The following is a 16,836-nucleotide window of genomic DNA, read 5'->3' as shown; positions in this document are numbered from 1 at the left end:
CGCCCGCGCGCTGTCCAGCGCGGGGCGCCTCTCCTCCGGCGCGCCCGTCACAGCGCGGCGACATCGATGTCGACCTCGCGCGGCTCCTCGGTGACGCCGCCGGGCGTGGCCCCGGCGCCCAGGATCGCGCCCACGGTCACGGTCAGGGTCACCTCTCCGCTCGTGAGGGGCGTGGCGACGTACTTCCAGCGCAGCCGCACGCTGCCGCCTCTCTCCCCCTCTGCCGAGAGCGCCTCCACGGCGCGCCGCTCGATCTCCGGCGCCGTGAGCGCGGTGCGGAGCCGGTGGCCCGTCGAGGCGATGGCGGGCCAGCGGATGAGGGCGCGGTTGAAGGTCCCATCGAGCGTGTGGGTCACGACCGCGCGATGCCCCTGGACCCGGACGCCGTTCACGGCCCGGAACACGAATGTCTTGTAACGATGGACCTCCGGGGCGGAAGCCGCCGTTCCGTCCTGATCCTCGCGCAGCGTCCTCCGCTGCACCACGGCCCCGATCTCGTCGTTCGGTATGCCCCAGCTGTTCAGGCGCGCCAGCGCGTTCCGCCGGAGGAGCGCCTCGTCCGGCGAGATCCGCGGCCCGCTCGGCGTCTTTCGCAGGACGAGCACCTGGCCGTTCGACGGGTCCTTCTCGTAGGTCCAGTCCGCCGACTCGTGCTCCGTCCGGCGCCCCAGCTCGCCGAGCGGCGTGAACTGCTGATCGGCCCCGATGAGCGAGCGCTGGATGAGCGCGTCATCGAATGAACGCAGCGTCAGCCGGGCCGCCGGGAGCCTCGCGGCGGGCGCCGTGGCGAGCTCCCGCGCGTCGAACGTGAACCCCTCGATCGCCTGCGCGGTCGCGGCGATCTCGCCGTCGTCGCCGCCCCCTTCGGTCGCTACCTCCGGCGCCCCGCAGGCGATGAGGGTCATCGAGAGCGCGGCCCAGAAACCAATCGTTCGCGTCGTCATCGTCATGTCTCCTGTCGTTCGAATCCCTCGGGCAACACGCAGCGTTCGTCGTTCATCCGCCGGGCAGCACGCGCCCGTTCGAGGGGTCGCAGCCGGCGATGTAGTAGATGGTCGAGCCGGTCTTCAGTCCGGTGTTCTTCCGGTCGCGCCACCCGCCGTACTCGTACATGAGCTCCCGCGACGCGAACGACGCGCCGAACACGATGGAGACGGGGCAGTCGTCGTCGTTGCTGAACTGGCTGTCGTCGTAGGCCTCGTCGATCCAGTTCTCTCCCACCCCGTTGGAGATGGAGCTGATCGAGTAGTCACCCACGTAGTCCTTCACGTGATTGCCGCACGACGAGTCGCCGTGGAAGGCGTTCCACATCGTCATGGTGCTGTCCGAGGTCGTGATCTGCTGCCGGTATCCGCCGTTCTTCCACGCGTCGTAGTCGCCTGACTGGCACGCTTTGACGACCGCGATCTCCAGATCCCCGCCCGTGCCCGGGTTGCCGAAGAGCATGTTCTCGTTCGTCAGGACGCGGCAGTCGTAGCTGCCGTTGCCCATGACCAGGCCGCTGTAGGCGGGCGTCGACGAGCTCCCGGCGTCGTGCCAGCCGTGCGTGTGGATGAAGACGACATCGGCCTCGTCCGCGCCCGAGCCGGACGCCATGTCGTTCGCCGAGCAGGCGCAGGACGCCGCCTGGCTCGAGTCGGTCCAGTAGCTCCCCCGGGCGCTCGTGTTGTTGCGCGTCGAGACCTCGTCCCAGAGGGAGACCATGCTGAGGAGGTTGAACGTGCTCGCGAAGGCGGCGGCGGTGCTCGTGTGCACCGAGTGCGACAGGCTGGTGTCGTCCTCGCACTCCCCCGTGTGTCCGAAGTTCGCGACCCCGTAGACGTGCGTCTCGTGCTGCGCGCGCGCCGACGACGGCATCGCAAGGAGGCACCCGAGCACCGGAACCCCCGCGAGGACATGGAACAATCGCCTGTTGCTCATACGCTCGACTCCTTCGTTGTCTCGATCGGTGGATGTTCGCCGCGGCCCGCCGCCCAGCGCGCGCTCCACGGGCGCGCCGGCGGTGGACCACGGGCGTGGACCGGCGCCGGGCAGCGTCGACGGGCGCGGGCGTCAGCGCGCCGCGCTCCGTTCAGCGCGGTCGCGCGTCGTTGACGTCGACAACGGCGTCGACCTCGACGACGTCGCCAACGCACCAACGTTGTTCGCAGCTTCCGTGCCATCGCCTGGCGTCCGCCAGCGGGGGCGTCGCGTCACCCCAGGCTTCAGCCATCTCCCTGGGATGCGCGGGGATCGTGCCCGCGCGGGCGCCGTCGACTGCCGTCGGCCGCCCTACGGTTCCGCTCGAGGTGGCGGCGCGATCCCGCGGGGTGATGGCGCGGGCCACCACCACCACCTCGAGGCGCCGGGCGGCGGTCCAGAAACTGGAACCCCCGGGCGCGCGGATGCGCCGCTGAAAATCGCGGCGCGGCTCCGGAACCTGGGGCGGGCGGCGCTGTCGATCCCTGGCGTGGACGCGGTGCTCCGCGGCGCACGCAGAGAGCGGTGAAGCTCGCCGCGCGTGCGCCGGGGCGCGCCGAGAGAGGCGGGCCCTCGATGGCTCGCTCCATTCAGACCGCTCGCCGCGCGGACATGCGCGCGAGCGCGAGCAGGGAAAGGGCTGTTCTCCGATGGACACGTTCAAGATGGCTCCGGGCATCGCACCCTCGAATCCGTTCCTCAGCAACCTGCCCTTCAGCCCGTATCCGGCCACCGAGGCCGACGTGCCCGCGGACGCGCCGGAGGGCTCCTATACGTACGCGCTCGTCAAGAGCGCGCCGGACGTCCCCGCCGACGAGTGCGAGACCGACGCGCTGTCGCTCGAGGTGATCATCCGGTGGGGGAACACCCCGCTTCACGTGGCGCACCTGACGCCGCCGCGCGCCTTTCATGTCGGCGAGGCGGAGGGCCCCGGGGGCGTGTGCGACTTCTTCCTACCTGCGGAGCGGCTCGGCGCGGCGCGGGCGCCGCTCGTGCTCGTCGGCGAGGGCGGGGAGGTGAGCGCCGTCATCCCGCCGGGGGCGTCGGGATCCATCGAGTTCGGCAGCTGCAGGATGACGATCGCGCAGGCGATCGCCACGGGCCGCGCGGCGCCGTGCGCGGAGCTCGACGGGGCGCGGCGGATCGCGCTGCCGCCCGGCGCTCGCGCGAGGCTCGAGCTCGGCGATTTCGGGTTCGAGGTGGCGGTGGGCAGGGCGGGCCGCCGCGTCGCGGGCAAGGCCGGCATGGACCGCCGCAACCTGCCGTTCACCGCGCTCTCGACGCTGCTCCACGTCGGCCTGCTCGGGGCCATGGCCGCGTTCATGCCCCCGCTCGCCATGGCCGACGACGGCGGCGTGAGCGCGGAGCAGGCCTACCTCATGGCGCAGGCGATCGGCGCGATCGCCGAGAAGGAGCTGCCCGAGGTGAAGGACGTCACCGACGCGACCGGCCAGACCGAGCGCGAGGGCGGCTCCGGCGCGGCCGCGATGGGCGAGTCGGGCAAGGCCGGGAGCGAGACGAGCCGGAAGACGGGCGGGCGCTTCGAGATCCAGGGGCCGAAGGACAACCGCGACGTGCGGATCTCGCGGGCTCAGGCGCTCGACGACGCGGCGCGCTTCGGCATGATCGGCGTGCTCCAGGCGGGGTCCGGCGGCGATCCCAACGCGCTCTCGGCGCCCTGGGGCGGCGCCGACACGCTCGGTAACGGCGAAAGGAGCGTGATCGCCAACATGTGGGGTGAGACGATCGACGAGTCGGGCGGCGTGGGCGGGCTCGGGTTGACGGGCGTCGGCGAGGGCGGCGACGGGCGCTTCACGGGCATCGGGATCGGGGCCATCGGCACCATCAACCACGGGAGCGGCGTCGGCGATGGGCAAGGCTTCGGCCCTGGCGGCGGCGCGTCGCGCTTCGCCAACGGCCCTGGCCACAAGGCGAGCGCGCCGCGCATGCGGGTCGGCTCGCCCTCGGTGTCGGGCCGGATCCCGCCGGAGGTCATCCAGCGCATCGTGCGCCAGAACTTCGGCCGCTTCCGGCTCTGCTACGAGAACGGGCTGCGCAACAGCCCGAACCTCACCGGGCGCGTGTCGGTCGGCTTCGTGATCGGCCGCGACGGGGCGGTATCGAGCGTCCACAACGGCGGCTCCGATCTGCCGGACGCCGGCGTGGTCTCTTGCGTGGTGCGCTCGTTCTACGGGCTGTCGTTCCCGCCGCCGGACGTTGGCATCGTGACCGTGACCTATCCCCTCCTCTTCAGCCCCTCTGGCGGCTGATTCCTCGCCTCGACTCTCCAGAGGCCGATTCGCCCTCTCCGCCTTTCTGTGGGCTGCAGCGTCCCTCTCTTCCGCCGGATCCCTACGGCCCGCCGCGCGCGGCGATCTGCCCGACGGCCCGCTCCGCCTCCGCGATCTCCCGCTCTCGCTGCTGGATCATCACCCCCTGGGGCGGGCCCTGGAAGCGGCGGCGCTCCAGCGCGAACCAGACGATGGCCGTCACGGCGAACACGATGAGCATGATGCCCAGGGCCTTGTCGTTCGGCGGCTGGACGCTCACGACGATCAGCATCAGGCACGCGAGGACGCTGATGATCGCGAGCGGCCGGTACAGCGGGCCGAGGTCCCACGGGCCCATCTTCACCCAGGTGCGGCCGTAGGCGCGCACGCCCATCATCGTGGGCATCACGTACGAGATGTAGAGGAAGATCACGCAGACGGCCGTGATCGTCGAGTAGACGGGCGTGTACACGGTGAAGCCGATCGTCAGCGCGCTGACGACCCAGATCGCCGTCGCCGGCGTCCGGAATTTCGGGCTCACCTTGCGCAGCTGCTCCGAGAGCGGCAGCCCCCCGTCGCGGGCGAACGCGAAGGTCATGCGGGAGGCGGACGTCACCGTCGCCAGCCCGCAGAGGTACTGGGCCACCGAGATGCCGGCGTAGAGCGCGATCCGGAGGTTCTCCGGGATGACGCGCTCCATGACCCAGAAGAAGACGCCGCCGCCCTTCGACGCCGCCTCATCCATGTCCGGGATCGCGAGCACGATCGCGCTCAGCATCAGCGCCCCGAAGACGCCGGAGACGAGCACCGCCCGGACGATGCCCCGCGGGACCGTCTGCGCCGCGCCGATCGTCTCCTCCGACGTGTGCGCCGACGCGTCGTACCCCGTGATCGTGTACGCGGGCAGGAGGAAGCTCAGGAGGAACAGCGTGGTCATGCTGCCCGTCTCCGGCCACACGTCGCCCCCCTTCGGGCCGCTGTAGTTCGTGAACGTGACGAGCCGGCCGACGTCGATCGCGGGCGCGTAGAAGAGCATCGCGGCGGTGAGGATCACCGAGACGACGAGGATGAGGTACCCGCTGAAGTCGGTGAGCAGCGTGGTGACGCGGATGCCGAGGTGATTGAAGAGCGCCTGCGTCCCCGTGATGAGCGTGACCCCGACGGCCTGCGTCACCAGCGCGCGATCCGGGGGCATCGCGGCGAGATCCACGCCGAACAGCGGGCCGAGCGAGCTCATGATGAACAGGTAGGCGCCGACGTTGATGGCCGCGAGGACGGTGATCAGCCCGATCAGGTTGAACCACGCGGTGGCCCAGCCGAAGCCCCGGCCGCCGAGGATCGAGGCCCAGTGGTACAGGCCGCCCGCGGTCGGGAACGCCGACGCGACCTGGCCCATCGTGAGCGCGATACAGAGCGTGAGCGCGCTGCACACCGGCCACCCGATGCCGATGCCGGCGCCGCCGACGCTGCAAAAGCCCATCTGGAACGACGTGATGCCGCCCGCGATGATGCAGATGATCGAGAACGAGATCGCGAAGTTGGAGAAGCCCCCCATCCTGCGCAGCAGCTCCTGCGCATAGCCCATGCTGTGGAGCGTCTTCACGTCGTCCGCGATCACGCCCTCCACGCTGCCCGGCGCACCGCCTGCGCGCGGCCCGACGTCCCCCTTCGTCTCACGGCTCATGAGCGGTCCCCTTTCGTCACGGGTCTCTCGCCCGGGGCCGACGGAGCCCTTCGGGCCTCGTCAGGATCGGCGCGTCTCGCCGATGAGCGCTCCCCCTTTTGAGGGCCCTCGCCCGGACCCATGCAGCCTACATGGGGGCACGTGGGCCTGCCCAGGGCTGCGCCCGCGCCCCGCTGCTACCCTCGCCGCCGATGGCCGCCACGACGATCCCCCCGCTCTCGCGCCGGCGCGCGCTGCTCGGCCTCGCCGCGCTCGCCGCGCCCTCGTGCCGGCGAGGCACCTCACCGCCGGCGCCGGAGGAGGCGGCCCCCTCGGCCTGGAAGGATCTCCGGTTCGAGCCCGCCTCCGAGGGCGAAGGCCCGCAGCGCGCGCTGCTCCTCGCGCCCGAGGCCGCGCCGGCGCCGCCGCTCCTCGTCGCGCTGCACGGGCGCGGCGAGGCGGTGCGAGGCCTCGAGGTCGGCGCGCGCGGGTGGCGCGACGACTACGGCCTCGACGCGGCCCTCCGGCGGCTCAGCTCGCCGCCGCTCACGCCGGACGATCTCGGGCAGATGGTGACGCCCGAGCGGCTCGCGCAGCTCAACGCCTCGCTGAAGGCCCACCCTTACCGCGGGCTCTGCATCGCCACGCCGTTCACGCCCGACCTCCGCGACCGCTCCGTCGAGGGGGCCGTGGGCTTCGGCCGTTTCCTCGTCGAGCGGCTCCTGCCGCGGGCGCGCGCCGAGGGCGGCTGCCAGGCGGCGCGCGAGGCCACCGGCATCGACGGCGTGAGCCTCGGCGGCCGCCTCGCGCTGCTCGTCGGCCTGTCGTTCCCCGACGTCTTCGGCGCGGTCGGCGCCCTGCAGCCCGCGGTGCGGGCGGGCGAGGCGGAGATGTTCTCCGCGCTCGCGCGCCGGGCCATGGAGCGCCGCGCGGTCGCGCTCCGGCTCGTGTCGAGCGAGGCCGACCCGTTCTTGCCCGCCATCCAGGCGCTCAGCGATCGGCTGCGGCAGGACGGCGTGACCCACACCCTGCTCGTCGTGCCCGGCCCGCACGACTACGCCTGGAATCGGGGGCCTGGCGGCGTTGAAATGGTGCTCTGGCACGAGCGGATCCAGCGCGGTTTGCCGCCGCTGTGATCGCGGCGGCCCGGCCGTCACATGCCCCTGACCCAGGCCGCCGAACCGTGTTACTCCCTCGGCATCGACGTGGCCGACCCCACACGCACCGCCCGCGCCGACGGCGCGACCGATCCGCCCACCGTGCGCGAGTGGCTCAAGCCGCTCGAGAGCGCCGGCCTGCGCCGCCACACGAGCGCGAAGCGCGTCGGCGGCAAGGCGGCCTCGCTCGGCCGCCTGCTCCGCGACGGCTTCCCGGTGCCGCGCGGGTGGGTGCTCGACGCGCGGTGCTTCACGGAGCTCGTCGACCGGCAGCTGCCGCCGGGGCACGACCTCGCCACGCTGATCCGGCTCTCGGGCACGAGGGCGGGCGTCGACCGGGCGGCGCGCGCGCGCGACCGCATCCTGAGCGAGCCGCTGCCCGAGGCGCTCTCGACCGCGCTGCGGGCGCTCTGGCAGGCCGTCGAGCAGGAGGCGCCGTGGGGCCTCGCGGTGCGGTCCAGCGCCACGTGCGAGGACAGCGAGGAGACGTCGATGGCGGGGCTCGCGACGTCCGTGCTCGGCGTGCGCGGCGAGGCCGGGCTCGACGCCGCGATCCGGCAGGTCTGGGCGAGCGCCTTCCTGCCTCGCGCGCTCGCGTACCTCGCGCACGCCGGCGTCCGCGACGTCGCGATGGGCGTCGTGCTGCAGGTGATGGTGCGCGCCGAGGCCGCGGGCGTGCTGTTCACCGCGCCCCCGCCGGGGCTCGAGGGCGAGCACTGGCACGCCGGCGAGCGGCTCGTGAACGCCACGCTCGGGCTCGGCGCGCCGGTCGTCGACGGCGCCGCGGCGGCCGACACGATCCGGCTGGCGCGCGACGGCGGCAGGGTCGTCGCGTCGGCGGTGGCGCAGAAGCGGCGCGCGCTCGTCGTGGGCGCGGCCGGGCTCGAGGAGATCCCGGTGCCCGAGCCGAGCGCCGAGCAGCCGGCGCTCGGCGAGGCCGCGCTGCGGCAGCTCGCCGAGCTCGCCGAGCGGCTCGAGCAGGGCGGCAAGGGTCCGTTCGACGTGGAGTTCGCTGTCGAGGCGGTCGAGGAGCGCGGCGAGGGCCCGCCCGGCGCGGCGCTCGTGGTCGACGGGGAAGCGCCGTCCGACCCGCCGGAGGCCGCCGCCGCGGCGGGCGCGTCCGCTCCGGCGGCGCGGGAGGCTGGCGAAGGCGCGCCCTCCCCGGCGGCGTCGGAGGGCGGCGAAGGCGCGCCCTCCCCGGCGGCGCGGCGCGTGTGGCTGCTCCAGGTGCGCCCGGTGAGCGGCGGCGGCTTCCCCGAGGGCGGCGACGCCGACACGATCTGGTCGCGCGCCAACGTGGGCGAGGCGCTCCCCGGCGCGGCGACGCCGCTCACCTGGTCGGTGGCGCGGGCGTTCTCCGACCGGGGCTTCCGCGAGGCGTTCGCCGCGCTCGGCTGCCGCGTGCCGCGGGGCGCGCGCCTCGTGGCCAACGTGCACGGGCGCTTCTACCTCAACCTCACCGCCTTCATGCGGATCGCGGCGCAGGTCCCGGGGCTCTCGCCGCGCGCGCTGCTCGGCATGAGCGGCGGGGCGAGCGAGGCGCTCATCGCGCGGCTCGCCGAGCAGAGCGAGGGCGTCTCGCGGCGCGGCTTCTATGCGCGGCTGCCGCTCACCGGGCCGCGGCTCCTCCTCCGGCAGGCGCGGCTCGAGCGCGAGGTGGCGGCCTACGAGGGCGAGGCGCTCTGGGCGCAGCGCGCCCTCTCCGAGCTCGACATGACGCTCCTGCCGGACGACGCCATCGGCACCACGCTCCGGAGCGTCTTCATGCTGCTCGAGCGGACCGGCACGCGGATGCTGCACTGCGCGTCGGCGTCGCTCGCGAGCCACCTCGCGCTGTGCAAGGCGCTCGAGCGCATCGCGGGCCGCCGCGCCTCCGCGCGCTCCGCCTCCGGGGAGGCGCACCTCGACGCGCCGGCCGGGCGCGCGGAGACGAACGTCGAGCACCTGGCGCAGGTGCTCGCGGGCGGCGTGCGCGAGCTCGACAGCGCGGGGCCGGGCATCGAGCTCGCGCGGGTCGCCGAGCTCGTCATGCAGGATCGGACGGCGCGCGAGCGGCTCCTCGCCGGCGGGGTCCTGTGGCCGCGCGACCTGCCCGAGGGGCCGGCGCGCGACGCGTACGCGCGGTTCCTCGACGCCTACGGCGACCGCGCGGTGCGCGAGGCGGAGCTCGCGACGCCGCGCTGGGGGGAGGACCCGTCGCCGGTCGTCGCGATGCTCACGGCGTCGCTGCGCGGCGCGCCGGGTGATCCGGAGCGCGCGCTGGCGCGCGCTCGGGCGCTCGCCGATCGGGAGATGGCGATGCTCGAGACGCGCGTGCCGCGGCTGGAGCTCGCGCTCCTGCGCGCCCTCGTCGGCCGCGCGCAGCGCTACGTGCGCCTGCGGGAGCGCATGCGCACGTGGGTGACGCGCGTCCTCGGCATGCTGCGCAGGGTCGCGCTCGACATCGACCGGCGCCTCCGGCGCCTCGACCCCTCGCTGGAGCCCGGGAGCGTCTTCTTCTGCACCTACGAGGAGCTCGCGACGGCGCTCTCCAGCGGCCGCGCCGACGTGGGCCACCTCGTCCGGCTGCGGCGCGCCGAGCACCTCCGCGACGCCGCGCGCCCCGATCCGCCGGCCACCTTCATCGGCCGGCCGCCGCCGGTCGTGCTGCCGCCCGCGTCCGGGGAGCGCCTGCTCGGGCTGCCGGCGAGCCCCGGGGTCGTCGAGGGGCGGGCGCGCGTGCTCGAGCCGGGCGCCTCGGCGCTCGACGCGGTGGCGCCGGGGGAGGTGCTGGTCGCGCGCACGACCGACGTCGGCCTCTCGCCCCTGTTCCTGGTGGCCGCCGCGGTCGTGACCGAGCTCGGCGGCCCCATGTCGCACGCCTCGATCGTCGCGCGGGAGTACGGCATCCCTGCGGTGGTGAACGTCCCCGGCGTGACGCTGGCGATCAAGACGGGCGATTGGCTCCGCATCGACGGTGATCGCGGCGTGGTCGAGCGCCTGGACGAGCGCGCCTCGCCGTCGTCGCCGGGCGTCGTCGCCGGGGGAGCTCCTGGCGGCGGCGCTGCCCCGCGCCCGGCGCCGCCCGGATGACGGCCGCGCGGTTCCGCGTCGGGCCCTCGGACGGCCCCACGGTGGCCGACGTCCTCGAGCGCGCGGGCGGCGCGTCGCGGGGCCTTGCGGGCGCGGCGGCGGAGGGGCGCGCGTTCCTGAACGGCCGGCGCGCGCGGCCCGGCGACGGGGTGGCCCTCGGCGACGAGCTCGCCGTGTGGCCGGCGCGGCGCGACGCGCCGGGGGCGCCGCCGGTGGAGGTGCTGGCGCGCTGGGGGGAGCTCCTTGTCGCGTCGAAGCCTGCGGCGCTGCCGACGGAGCCGGAGCGCCGGGGCACGCGGTCGCTGGTCACGGAGATCGCGGAGCTGCTCGGGCTGCGCGACCTGCCGCACGCGGCCTCGCGGCTCGACGTCGGCGTGAGCGGCGCGGTGCTGTGCGCGACGGGCGCGCGGGGCCGGCGGCACCTGGCCGCGATGCGCGAGGCGGGGCGCATCGCGCGGGTGTACGTCGGCGTCGCTGGCGGGCGCGTCGAGGGGTCGGGCACGTGGGATGCGCCCATCGGCGCCGCGCGGTCGCGGGGCGGGCGCAGCCTGCCCGCGGTGGGCGGCGCCGGGGCGAGGGACGCGGCGACGCGTTACCGCGTTATCGCCTCGGCGGGCGGCGGCGCGGCGCCGGCCACGCTGCTGCGCCTCGACCCAGTGACGGGCCGCACGCACCAGCTCCGGGTGCACGCGGCGCACGCGGGGGCCCCGCTCCTCGGCGATCGCGACCACGGAGGAGCCCGGTCGGTGACCACGGCGAGGGGCCGGGTGATCGCGCTCTCGCGCGTCGCGCTGCACGCCTTGCGCGTCACGGTGCCGGACGAGCGCGGCGAGCTCTGCGCGGCGATCGCGCCGGTGCCGGACGAGCTCCGCGAGCTCTGGGTGGCGCTCGACGGCGACGGCTCGGCGTGGGAAGAGGTGCTCTCCGCGACGCTCGAGGCGGCCCTGCCGCTCGGGCCTCTTTCCGGTACCCGATGACCTCGCCTCGCCCTCTCACCCGCGCCGCCCTGGGGCTCCTCGCTGGCCTTGCGCTCGCCGCCGCCGGCGTGGTCGCCGTCGCCGAGCCGGAGGCTCCGCCGTCCCGCGCGGGGTATGCGCCGGACCCTGCCCCGCGGCCCAGCGCGAAGCAGTGGGTCTTCGACGTGCAGTACGCGAAGGGGAGAGGCTCGGTCGTGCGGGTGCGGCCGGTTGCGCTCGACCGGCCTCTGGCGACGGCGCGGGTGATGGGCCGGTTCGCGATCGAGCTGTACGTTGGCCAGGAGCTGCTCGATCGGGTCCGCTTCGACGTGCCGCTGACGGGGGACGCGCCGGAGCGGCCGCCGGGCGCCCTGCTCCGCCGTCCGACGTTCGACAACGGCGTGACGACGCGGCTGCGCGTGCAGATGGCGGACAACCCGCGCGCGAGCTGGGCCAAGCTGGTGGACCGGAAGACGGGCGCGGAGGAGCGCTTCTTCTGGCCGCCGGAGCCGGACGGCCGGCTCGTGTCGCTGAGCGCGCAGGGCGGGGTGGCGATCGACGGGGGCGCGCCGGGGGATGCGGGGAAGCTGCCTGCGGACGCCGGGGGACCGGAGGATGCGGGCTGGCCGGACGCTGGCTCCGATGGGGGCTTTCCGCCGGTGGACGCGGGCTGGCCGGATGCGGGCTGGCCGCCGGTGGATGCGGGGCGGCCTCCGGATGCCGGGTTGCCGCCGGATCCGTTCAGGCCGCGGCGGAAGTAGCGCGCCCTGCCTGAGCTGCGGTACCTTGGCGGGCATGCAGGACCGCTCGCTCGCTGTCGTCGCATCGCTCGCCCTCGCTGTCGTCTTCTCCGCGGCGCCGGTCGCCGCCCAGCCGCCTGCGGGCAAGGAGAAGCCGCAGGCGGCTGCGCCTGAGCCGGCGGAGGCCGCGCCCGACGCTGCTTCGTCGCAGCGCAAAGATCCCAGCGGGCACACCGGCATCAGCCCCTACACGGAGCAGGTGCTGAAGGGCCAGGCGTCGTTCGTGGCGCGCGACATCCCGGGCGCGATCGCAGGGTTCCAGGAGGCGATCAAGCTGGATTCCTCGAAGATGCTCGGCTTCTACCTGCTCGGCGAGGCGATGCTCGAGTCCGGCAACATGGCGGAGGCCGAGACGGCCTGGACCACGGCGATCGGCAAGAAGGGCACGGAGGAGCTCCACGCCAAGGTGCTCTTCTGCCTCGCCGATCTGCGCGAGCGTCAGAAGAACTGGCAGGCCGTGAAGGAGGCGTGGGGGGCCTACAGCACGTACCTGACGAGCAACCCCAAGGCGACCGGCTATCCGGCGACCGCAGCGGAGCGGCAGAAGCAGGTCGACCGGCGGGTGAAGGACGAGAAGGACTACGCCGCGGTCAAGGAGCGCATCATCCAGCGCGAGGCCGAGCGCCAGAAGGAAGCCGAAGAGAGCGCCAAGAAGGACAAGCTGAACCGGTAGCGCGCCCTCGGCCGCGCGCGGCCCCCGCCGCGCCCCCTACCCGCGACGCCAGCCGTCGCTGGGCTGGGCCCCCGCCTCCGTCCATCGATAGAACCCTTCCCCCGTCTTCTTCCCGAGCTTCCCCGCCCGCACCATCTGCCGCAGGATCACCGGCGGCCGGAACTGCTCCCCCACCTCGCGGTGGAGGTGCTCCAGGATGGCGAGCCGCACGTCGAGCCCCACGAGGTCCGTCAGCTTGAGCGGCCCCATCGGGTGCCGGTACCCGAGCTCCATCGCCCGATCGATGTCGACGGCCGACGCCACCCCGGCCTCCAGCATCCGCATCGCCTCTGCGCCGAGCGCCACGCCGAGCCGGCTCGTCGCGAAGCCGGGCGTGTCGTTCACCACGATCGGCGTCTTGCCCAGGCGCCTCGCCACCGAGAGCGCCGCCGTCACCGTTGCCTCGTCGGTCTCGAGCCCCCGCACCACCTCGAGCAGCTCCATCACCGGCGGCGGGTTGAAGAAGTGCAGGCCGATCGTGCGCCCGCCCGCGCCGAGCCGGCGCCCGAGCTCCGTGACGCTCAGGCTCGACGTGTTCGTGCCGAGCAGCGCTCGCTCCGGCGCCGCCGCCTTCACCCGGCCGAGCACCTCGACCTTGAGGTCCATCCGCTCGGGCACCGCCTCGATCACGAGATCGGCGTCCGCCGCCGCGCGCTCGAGATCCGGCGACGCCACGAGCATCCCGATCATCTCGCTGCGCGCCTCGTTGAGCATCTTGCCCTTCTGGACGAGGCGATCGGTCGAGCGCTTGATGTCCTCGATCGCCGCGCCGATCCGCGCGGCCTCGACGTCGTAGAGGCGCGTCACGTAGCCGGCGACCGCCGTGACCTGCGCGATCCCCTGGCCCATCGTGCCCGCGCCGAGCACCAGCACCGTGCGCATGCGCGCTGCGGCGGGGTCCACCACGATCTCGCTCACTTCGACGGAGCCGGAGCGCCGTCCTTCTGCCGCGCCTCCATGCGCTTGCGCACCAGCTCCACCTCCTGCGGCGTCAGCTTGCGCAGGTTCGCCGGGCCCGGCGCGGCGGTGCCCGCCGCGCGCTGGGCCGCGGCGGCGCTCAGGGCCTCCGCGGCCGCCCCCGCCGCGGGCCCGGTCGGCGCCGCAGGGCGCGCGCCGGGCTGCGCCGCAGGGCGAGCCTCGGCGGTCGCCGGGCGGGCGCCGGCGGGGGCGGGGCGAGCGCCGGCCGCCGCCGGGCGAACCACGGCCGCAGCCGGGCGCGCGCCCGCCGGCGCGGCCTGCCCCGCGGCGCCGTCGTCGTCGCTGTTCATCGCGAGAAACGTGACGCCAGCCACCACGAAGACCGCGAGCCCCAGCGCAGGGACCCAGTTCGGGGTGGGCGGCTCGTCCGCCGGCAGCGCGCGGGCGGGCTCCCCGTCGAAGCCATGGTGATCGCTCACGTCGTGCGCCGGGGCCGCGTGAGCCTCGTGATGGGCCGTGCTCATGCGCGGACAGTTGCCGCACTTCGAAAGCGGCGTCGAGGGGGTTCCACGCGCTTGCACGTACCGCCCACGTACGGCCCGCGCCCCGCCGGCCAGAACGGCCGGGCGCGCTCAGCCCGCGAGCCGCCGGTGGCTGTCGAGCGCCGCGCGCTGATCCTCGAGATCGTCGTCGTAGACGGCCTCGATCGCCTCCGCCGCGAGGCGGTGCTGCCGCTCCGCCGTCTCCTTCGGCTGCATCCCGTACGCGGCGTCGCGGATCAGCACCGTGCAGAACTCGAAGCGGTGCTCCCCCATCCGCGACCAGATCCGCTGCGCCTCGCCGAAGCGCAGGTGATCCACGAGCGCCGAGGCGTCCGGGATCATCCGGGCGAGCACGCGCGTGTCGAACTCGCGCCCCAGCACCGCGGCGGAGATCACCGTCTGCCGCGTCCGCGGCTCGAGCCGCTCGAGCCGCGCGACGAGCAGGCTGTTCACGGTCCGCGGCGGCATGAACCGGCTCGAGCGCGCGGCGTCGTGGGCCGACCCGTACCGCCCGTCCTCCAGCCAGTACGCGAGGATCTCCTGCGCGAAGAACGGGTTCCCCCCCGCGGTCTGGCCGAGCAGCGACCCGAGCATCGTGGGGAGCGGGCCGCCGAAGAACGGCTCCGCGAGCGCGAGCAGCCGCTCCGCCGGGAGCGGCGCGAGCTCGATCGCCTGCGACGGGATGCCGGCGTCGAGCGGGATGCGGGCGTCCACGCCCTCCCCCGAGGACGCCGCCGGCCGCGCCGAGCAGATCACCGCCAGCGGCAGGTCCCTGCAGGCGGCCGTGATCGCGCGCACCGCCTCGAGCGACGTCCGATCGGCCCACTGCGCGTCGTCGAGGTGCACCACCACCGGCTGCAGCGAGCTCTCCGCGACGAGCAGCGCGGCGAGCGCCCCGAGGACCTCGTCGCGCCCCCCGGCCTCGGCCCCCGCCTCCTGGCCGCGCAGCCTGAGCAGCCGCGCGAGCGCCTCGCGCGACCTGTCGATCCCGGCCCGCACCTCGGTCCAGCTCTCGGGCAGCCGCTCCAGGAGCAGCTCCAGCGCGAGATCGAGCCCCGCCTCCTTGGCCCGCTGGCCGAGCTCCGACGAGATCCCGAGGTACTCCTTGAGCGCGAACTCGAACGCGTAGAGCGGGGTCCTCAGCGTCTGATCGCAGCGGGCCTCGATCCACAGGAGCGGGCGCATGTCCATGAGCTGCGCGCGCTGGTGGCGGTAGCTGTGCACGAGGTAGCTCTTGCCGATGCCCGCCTCGCCGAGGATGTACACGACGCCCGCGGAGCGCCCGGTGAACAGGGGCTCGAGCGCCTGCGTGAGCCGCCCGAGCTCGACCTCGCGGCCGATGGGGCCGAGGTCGTAGAACTCCTCCTGCACCGCGATGCGCCGCCGCTCGAGCGAGTAGACGAGGATCGGCAGATCGAACCCGTCGAACCGGAAGATGTTCTCCGTCGACCACTGGTGGCTCGCCTCGCCCGCGCGGAACGCCCGCTCGTCCGCCCAGATCGACGACGGAGCGGCCTTCCGCGCGATCTGCGCGGCGAGGTGGATGGCGCGGCCGACGCACGCGAACTCGCGGCGGCCCACGGCGCCGAAGAAGCCGACGAGGCAGCGCGCGCGGGTGACGCCCACCGCGAGCCGGGGCACGCCGAGGCCGTTGCTCTTCAGCTCGAGCGCGAAGTCGAGGGCGCGATCGTGGTCGCTCTCGTGCGCGACGGGCGCGCCGAAGTAGAACTGCGCGCCGAAGCCGCGCTCGGTCACGGTCATGCCGGCGAACGTCGCGCCGTACATCGCCGAGATCTCGTGCAGCTGCTGGAGGAGCTCCGTCGGGCTCTCCACCCGATCGAGCGAGACCGACACCGTCGTCACCTCGCGGATCTCGCCCTCCGGCGCGAGATCGCCCGCGCCCGGCGGCAGGAACGCCTCGACGTCCGCGTCCGTCGGGGCCGACGTGATCGTCAGCGAGGGGGGGCCGCTCAGGAGATCGGCCTCGTCGAGCTCCGCCACGCTCTCCCGCGCGCTCGCCGCGGGGAGCCGCTCGCGGAAGCTGCGATCGAGGTGGAGCTCGCTGTCGTCCCCCCCGCGGTCGGTCGCCTGGCAGGCCTCCATCGCGGGGCCGTAGATCAGGAAGTACGCGCGATCCGGGGCGATGCGCACGATCGTCCAGTGGACCGTGCCCCAGGCGAGCCCGATCCTGAACGGCGTCTGCGCGCCCCCGGCGCCCAGCGTGCGCCGCGCCGCGAGCTCCAGGAGGCTGCGCCGCATCGCGAGCGCCGCGCTGCGGGCGTGCCGGGTGACGTTGCGCCCTGGCCGATCGGGGAACAGCGCGGTGAACCCGCCGGCGGGCGACAGCGTCGCGACGAACCCGCCCGACTGGTGCACGGCCTCGAACAGCGGATCGAAGAACGAGCGCAGCGCGTCCGGATCGAGCGCCTGGCGCGCGATCATCTGCTCGGCGAGCTCCACGATCGCCGGCAGCGAGACGTGCAGGACAGCCGCGTCGACCGCTCCCGCGTATTGCCCTTCGGCGTCCTGTTCGAGGATGAAGTCCGGGACGAGCGGATTCATGTCGAAACTGTATCGGGTATCTCCGCCCGACACGAGCGCGGCGGGAGGGCCGCTCGATCCCCGGGCGAGCGCGCCCGGGGGGGCGCTGAAAAGGTTGTTACGGAAGCGCGCTGCGAGGGTCGTTCAGGACATGTGAAGGGAGGGGTGCGCAAGAGAGGGCCTCCGCGCGTGGGCGGAGGTCGGTCCCGTCAGGTTCGTCTTCGTCCGTTCCGTCAGTTTCGTCAG

12 protein-coding genes are annotated in these 16,836 nt (G+C 74.4%); 6 read left to right on the top strand and 6 right to left on the bottom strand.

From position 1 onward, the window contains the following. Positions 1–47: 47 nt before the first annotated feature. Positions 48–944: a hypothetical protein gene (locus WME73_RS43905; RefSeq protein ID WP_437913478.1), complete on the bottom strand. Its 897-nt coding sequence runs from the start codon at positions 942–944 to the stop codon at positions 48–50. Positions 945–996: 52 nt separating this feature from the next. Then, positions 997–1,920 (bottom strand): hypothetical protein, encoded by a 924-nt coding sequence (locus WME73_RS43900; protein WP_437913477.1) that lies wholly within the window; start codon positions 1,918–1,920, stop codon positions 997–999. Positions 1,921–2,609: 689 nt separating this feature from the next. Between WME73_RS43900 and WME73_RS43895 the strand changes: the two genes are divergently transcribed. Next, positions 2,610–4,229 (top strand): AgmX/PglI C-terminal domain-containing protein, encoded by a 1,620-nt coding sequence (locus WME73_RS43895; protein WP_437913476.1) that lies wholly within the window; start codon positions 2,610–2,612, stop codon positions 4,227–4,229. 82 nt (positions 4,230–4,311) lie between these two features. Here WME73_RS43895 and WME73_RS43890 read toward each other — a convergent pair whose 3' ends face one another. Continuing rightward, on the bottom strand, positions 4,312–5,814 hold the full coding sequence (locus tag WME73_RS43890; RefSeq protein ID WP_437748110.1) for an amino acid permease: 1,503 nt from the start codon (positions 5,812–5,814) through the stop codon (positions 4,312–4,314). A gap of 290 nt (positions 5,815–6,104) precedes the next feature. Here WME73_RS43890 and WME73_RS43885 point away from each other — a divergent pair, with 290 nt between their 5' ends. From WME73_RS43885 to WME73_RS43865, 5 genes are read left to right on the top strand one after another with little or no spacing between them, the layout of a single operon-like run. Next, the gene (locus tag WME73_RS43885) at positions 6,105–7,028 is read left to right on the top strand and encodes an alpha/beta hydrolase (RefSeq protein WP_437913475.1); all 924 of its coding nucleotides are present in this window, start codon (positions 6,105–6,107) and stop codon (positions 7,026–7,028) included. 21 nt (positions 7,029–7,049) lie between these two features. Next, entirely contained in the window at positions 7,050–10,121 is a 3,072-nt protein-coding gene (locus tag WME73_RS43880) for a PEP/pyruvate-binding domain-containing protein (protein ID WP_437913474.1), read from the top strand. Next, complete coding sequence (locus WME73_RS43875; protein WP_437913473.1) at positions 10,118–11,098, top strand: pseudouridine synthase; 981 nt, start codon at positions 10,118–10,120, stop codon at positions 11,096–11,098. Before WME73_RS43880 ends, WME73_RS43875 begins: the two co-directional genes overlap by 4 nt. Next, positions 11,095–11,838, top strand: coding sequence for a hypothetical protein (locus WME73_RS43870; protein WP_437742240.1), 744 nt, complete (start codon positions 11,095–11,097; stop codon positions 11,836–11,838). Before WME73_RS43875 ends, WME73_RS43870 begins: the two co-directional genes overlap by 4 nt. A gap of 34 nt (positions 11,839–11,872) precedes the next feature. Beyond that, positions 11,873–12,550: a hypothetical protein gene (locus WME73_RS43865; protein ID WP_437913472.1), complete on the top strand. Its 678-nt coding sequence runs from the start codon at positions 11,873–11,875 to the stop codon at positions 12,548–12,550. 36 nt (positions 12,551–12,586) lie between these two features. Here WME73_RS43865 and WME73_RS43860 read toward each other — a convergent pair whose 3' ends face one another. The 3 genes from WME73_RS43860 to WME73_RS43850 all read right to left on the bottom strand — a co-directional run bounded on the left by WME73_RS43860 (position 12,587) and on the right by WME73_RS43850 (position 16,611). Continuing rightward, entirely contained in the window at positions 12,587–13,507 is a 921-nt protein-coding gene (locus WME73_RS43860; protein WP_437742238.1) for a 3-hydroxyacyl-CoA dehydrogenase family protein, read from the bottom strand. Beyond that, positions 13,504–14,031 carry a hypothetical protein gene (locus WME73_RS43855; protein WP_437742237.1) on the bottom strand — a complete coding sequence of 176 codons (528 nt, stop codon included), beginning with the start codon at positions 14,029–14,031 and terminating at the stop codon, positions 13,504–13,506. Before WME73_RS43855 ends, WME73_RS43860 begins: the two co-directional genes overlap by 4 nt. A 108-nt stretch (positions 14,032–14,139) precedes the next feature. Further along, the gene (locus WME73_RS43850; RefSeq protein WP_437742236.1) at positions 14,140–16,611 is read right to left on the bottom strand and encodes an AAA family ATPase; all 2,472 of its coding nucleotides are present in this window, start codon (positions 16,609–16,611) and stop codon (positions 14,140–14,142) included. Between the last annotated feature and the right edge of the window lie 225 nt (positions 16,612–16,836).

Source organism: Sorangium sp. So ce302 (assembly GCF_051530145.1).
GTDB classification, from domain to species: domain Bacteria; phylum Myxococcota_A; class Polyangia; order Polyangiales; family Polyangiaceae; genus Sorangium; species Sorangium cellulosum_B.
The sequence above is the reverse complement of the archived record's forward strand: the minus strand, read 5'-3'. Positions and strand labels throughout refer to the sequence as shown.

What these genes read in the sequence shown, in the direction of transcription:
- WME73_RS43855 (WP_437742237.1), bottom strand. Translation starts at nt 14,031, where the DNA reads ATGAGCACGGCCCATCACGAGGCTCACGCGGCCCCGGCGCACGACGTG.
- WME73_RS43850 (WP_437742236.1), bottom strand. Translation starts at nt 16,611, where the DNA reads ATGAATCCGCTCGTCCCGGACTTCATCCTCGAACAGGACGCCGAAGGG.
- WME73_RS43870 (WP_437742240.1), top strand. Translation starts at nt 11,095, where the DNA reads ATGACCTCGCCTCGCCCTCTCACCCGCGCCGCCCTGGGGCTCCTCGCT.
- WME73_RS43905 (WP_437913478.1), bottom strand. Translation starts at nt 944, where the DNA reads ATGACGACGCGAACGATTGGTTTCTGGGCCGCGCTCTCGATGACCCTC.
- WME73_RS43885 (WP_437913475.1), top strand. Translation starts at nt 6,105, where the DNA reads ATGGCCGCCACGACGATCCCCCCGCTCTCGCGCCGGCGCGCGCTGCTC.
- WME73_RS43875 (WP_437913473.1), top strand. Translation starts at nt 10,118, where the DNA reads ATGACGGCCGCGCGGTTCCGCGTCGGGCCCTCGGACGGCCCCACGGTG.
- WME73_RS43880 (WP_437913474.1), top strand. Translation starts at nt 7,050, where the DNA reads ATGCCCCTGACCCAGGCCGCCGAACCGTGTTACTCCCTCGGCATCGAC.
- WME73_RS43900 (WP_437913477.1), bottom strand. Translation starts at nt 1,920, where the DNA reads ATGAGCAACAGGCGATTGTTCCATGTCCTCGCGGGGGTTCCGGTGCTC.
- WME73_RS43895 (WP_437913476.1), top strand. Translation starts at nt 2,610, where the DNA reads ATGGACACGTTCAAGATGGCTCCGGGCATCGCACCCTCGAATCCGTTC.
- WME73_RS43865 (WP_437913472.1), top strand. Translation starts at nt 11,873, where the DNA reads ATGCAGGACCGCTCGCTCGCTGTCGTCGCATCGCTCGCCCTCGCTGTC.
- WME73_RS43890 (WP_437748110.1), bottom strand. Translation starts at nt 5,814, where the DNA reads ATGGGCTATGCGCAGGAGCTGCTGCGCAGGATGGGGGGCTTCTCCAAC.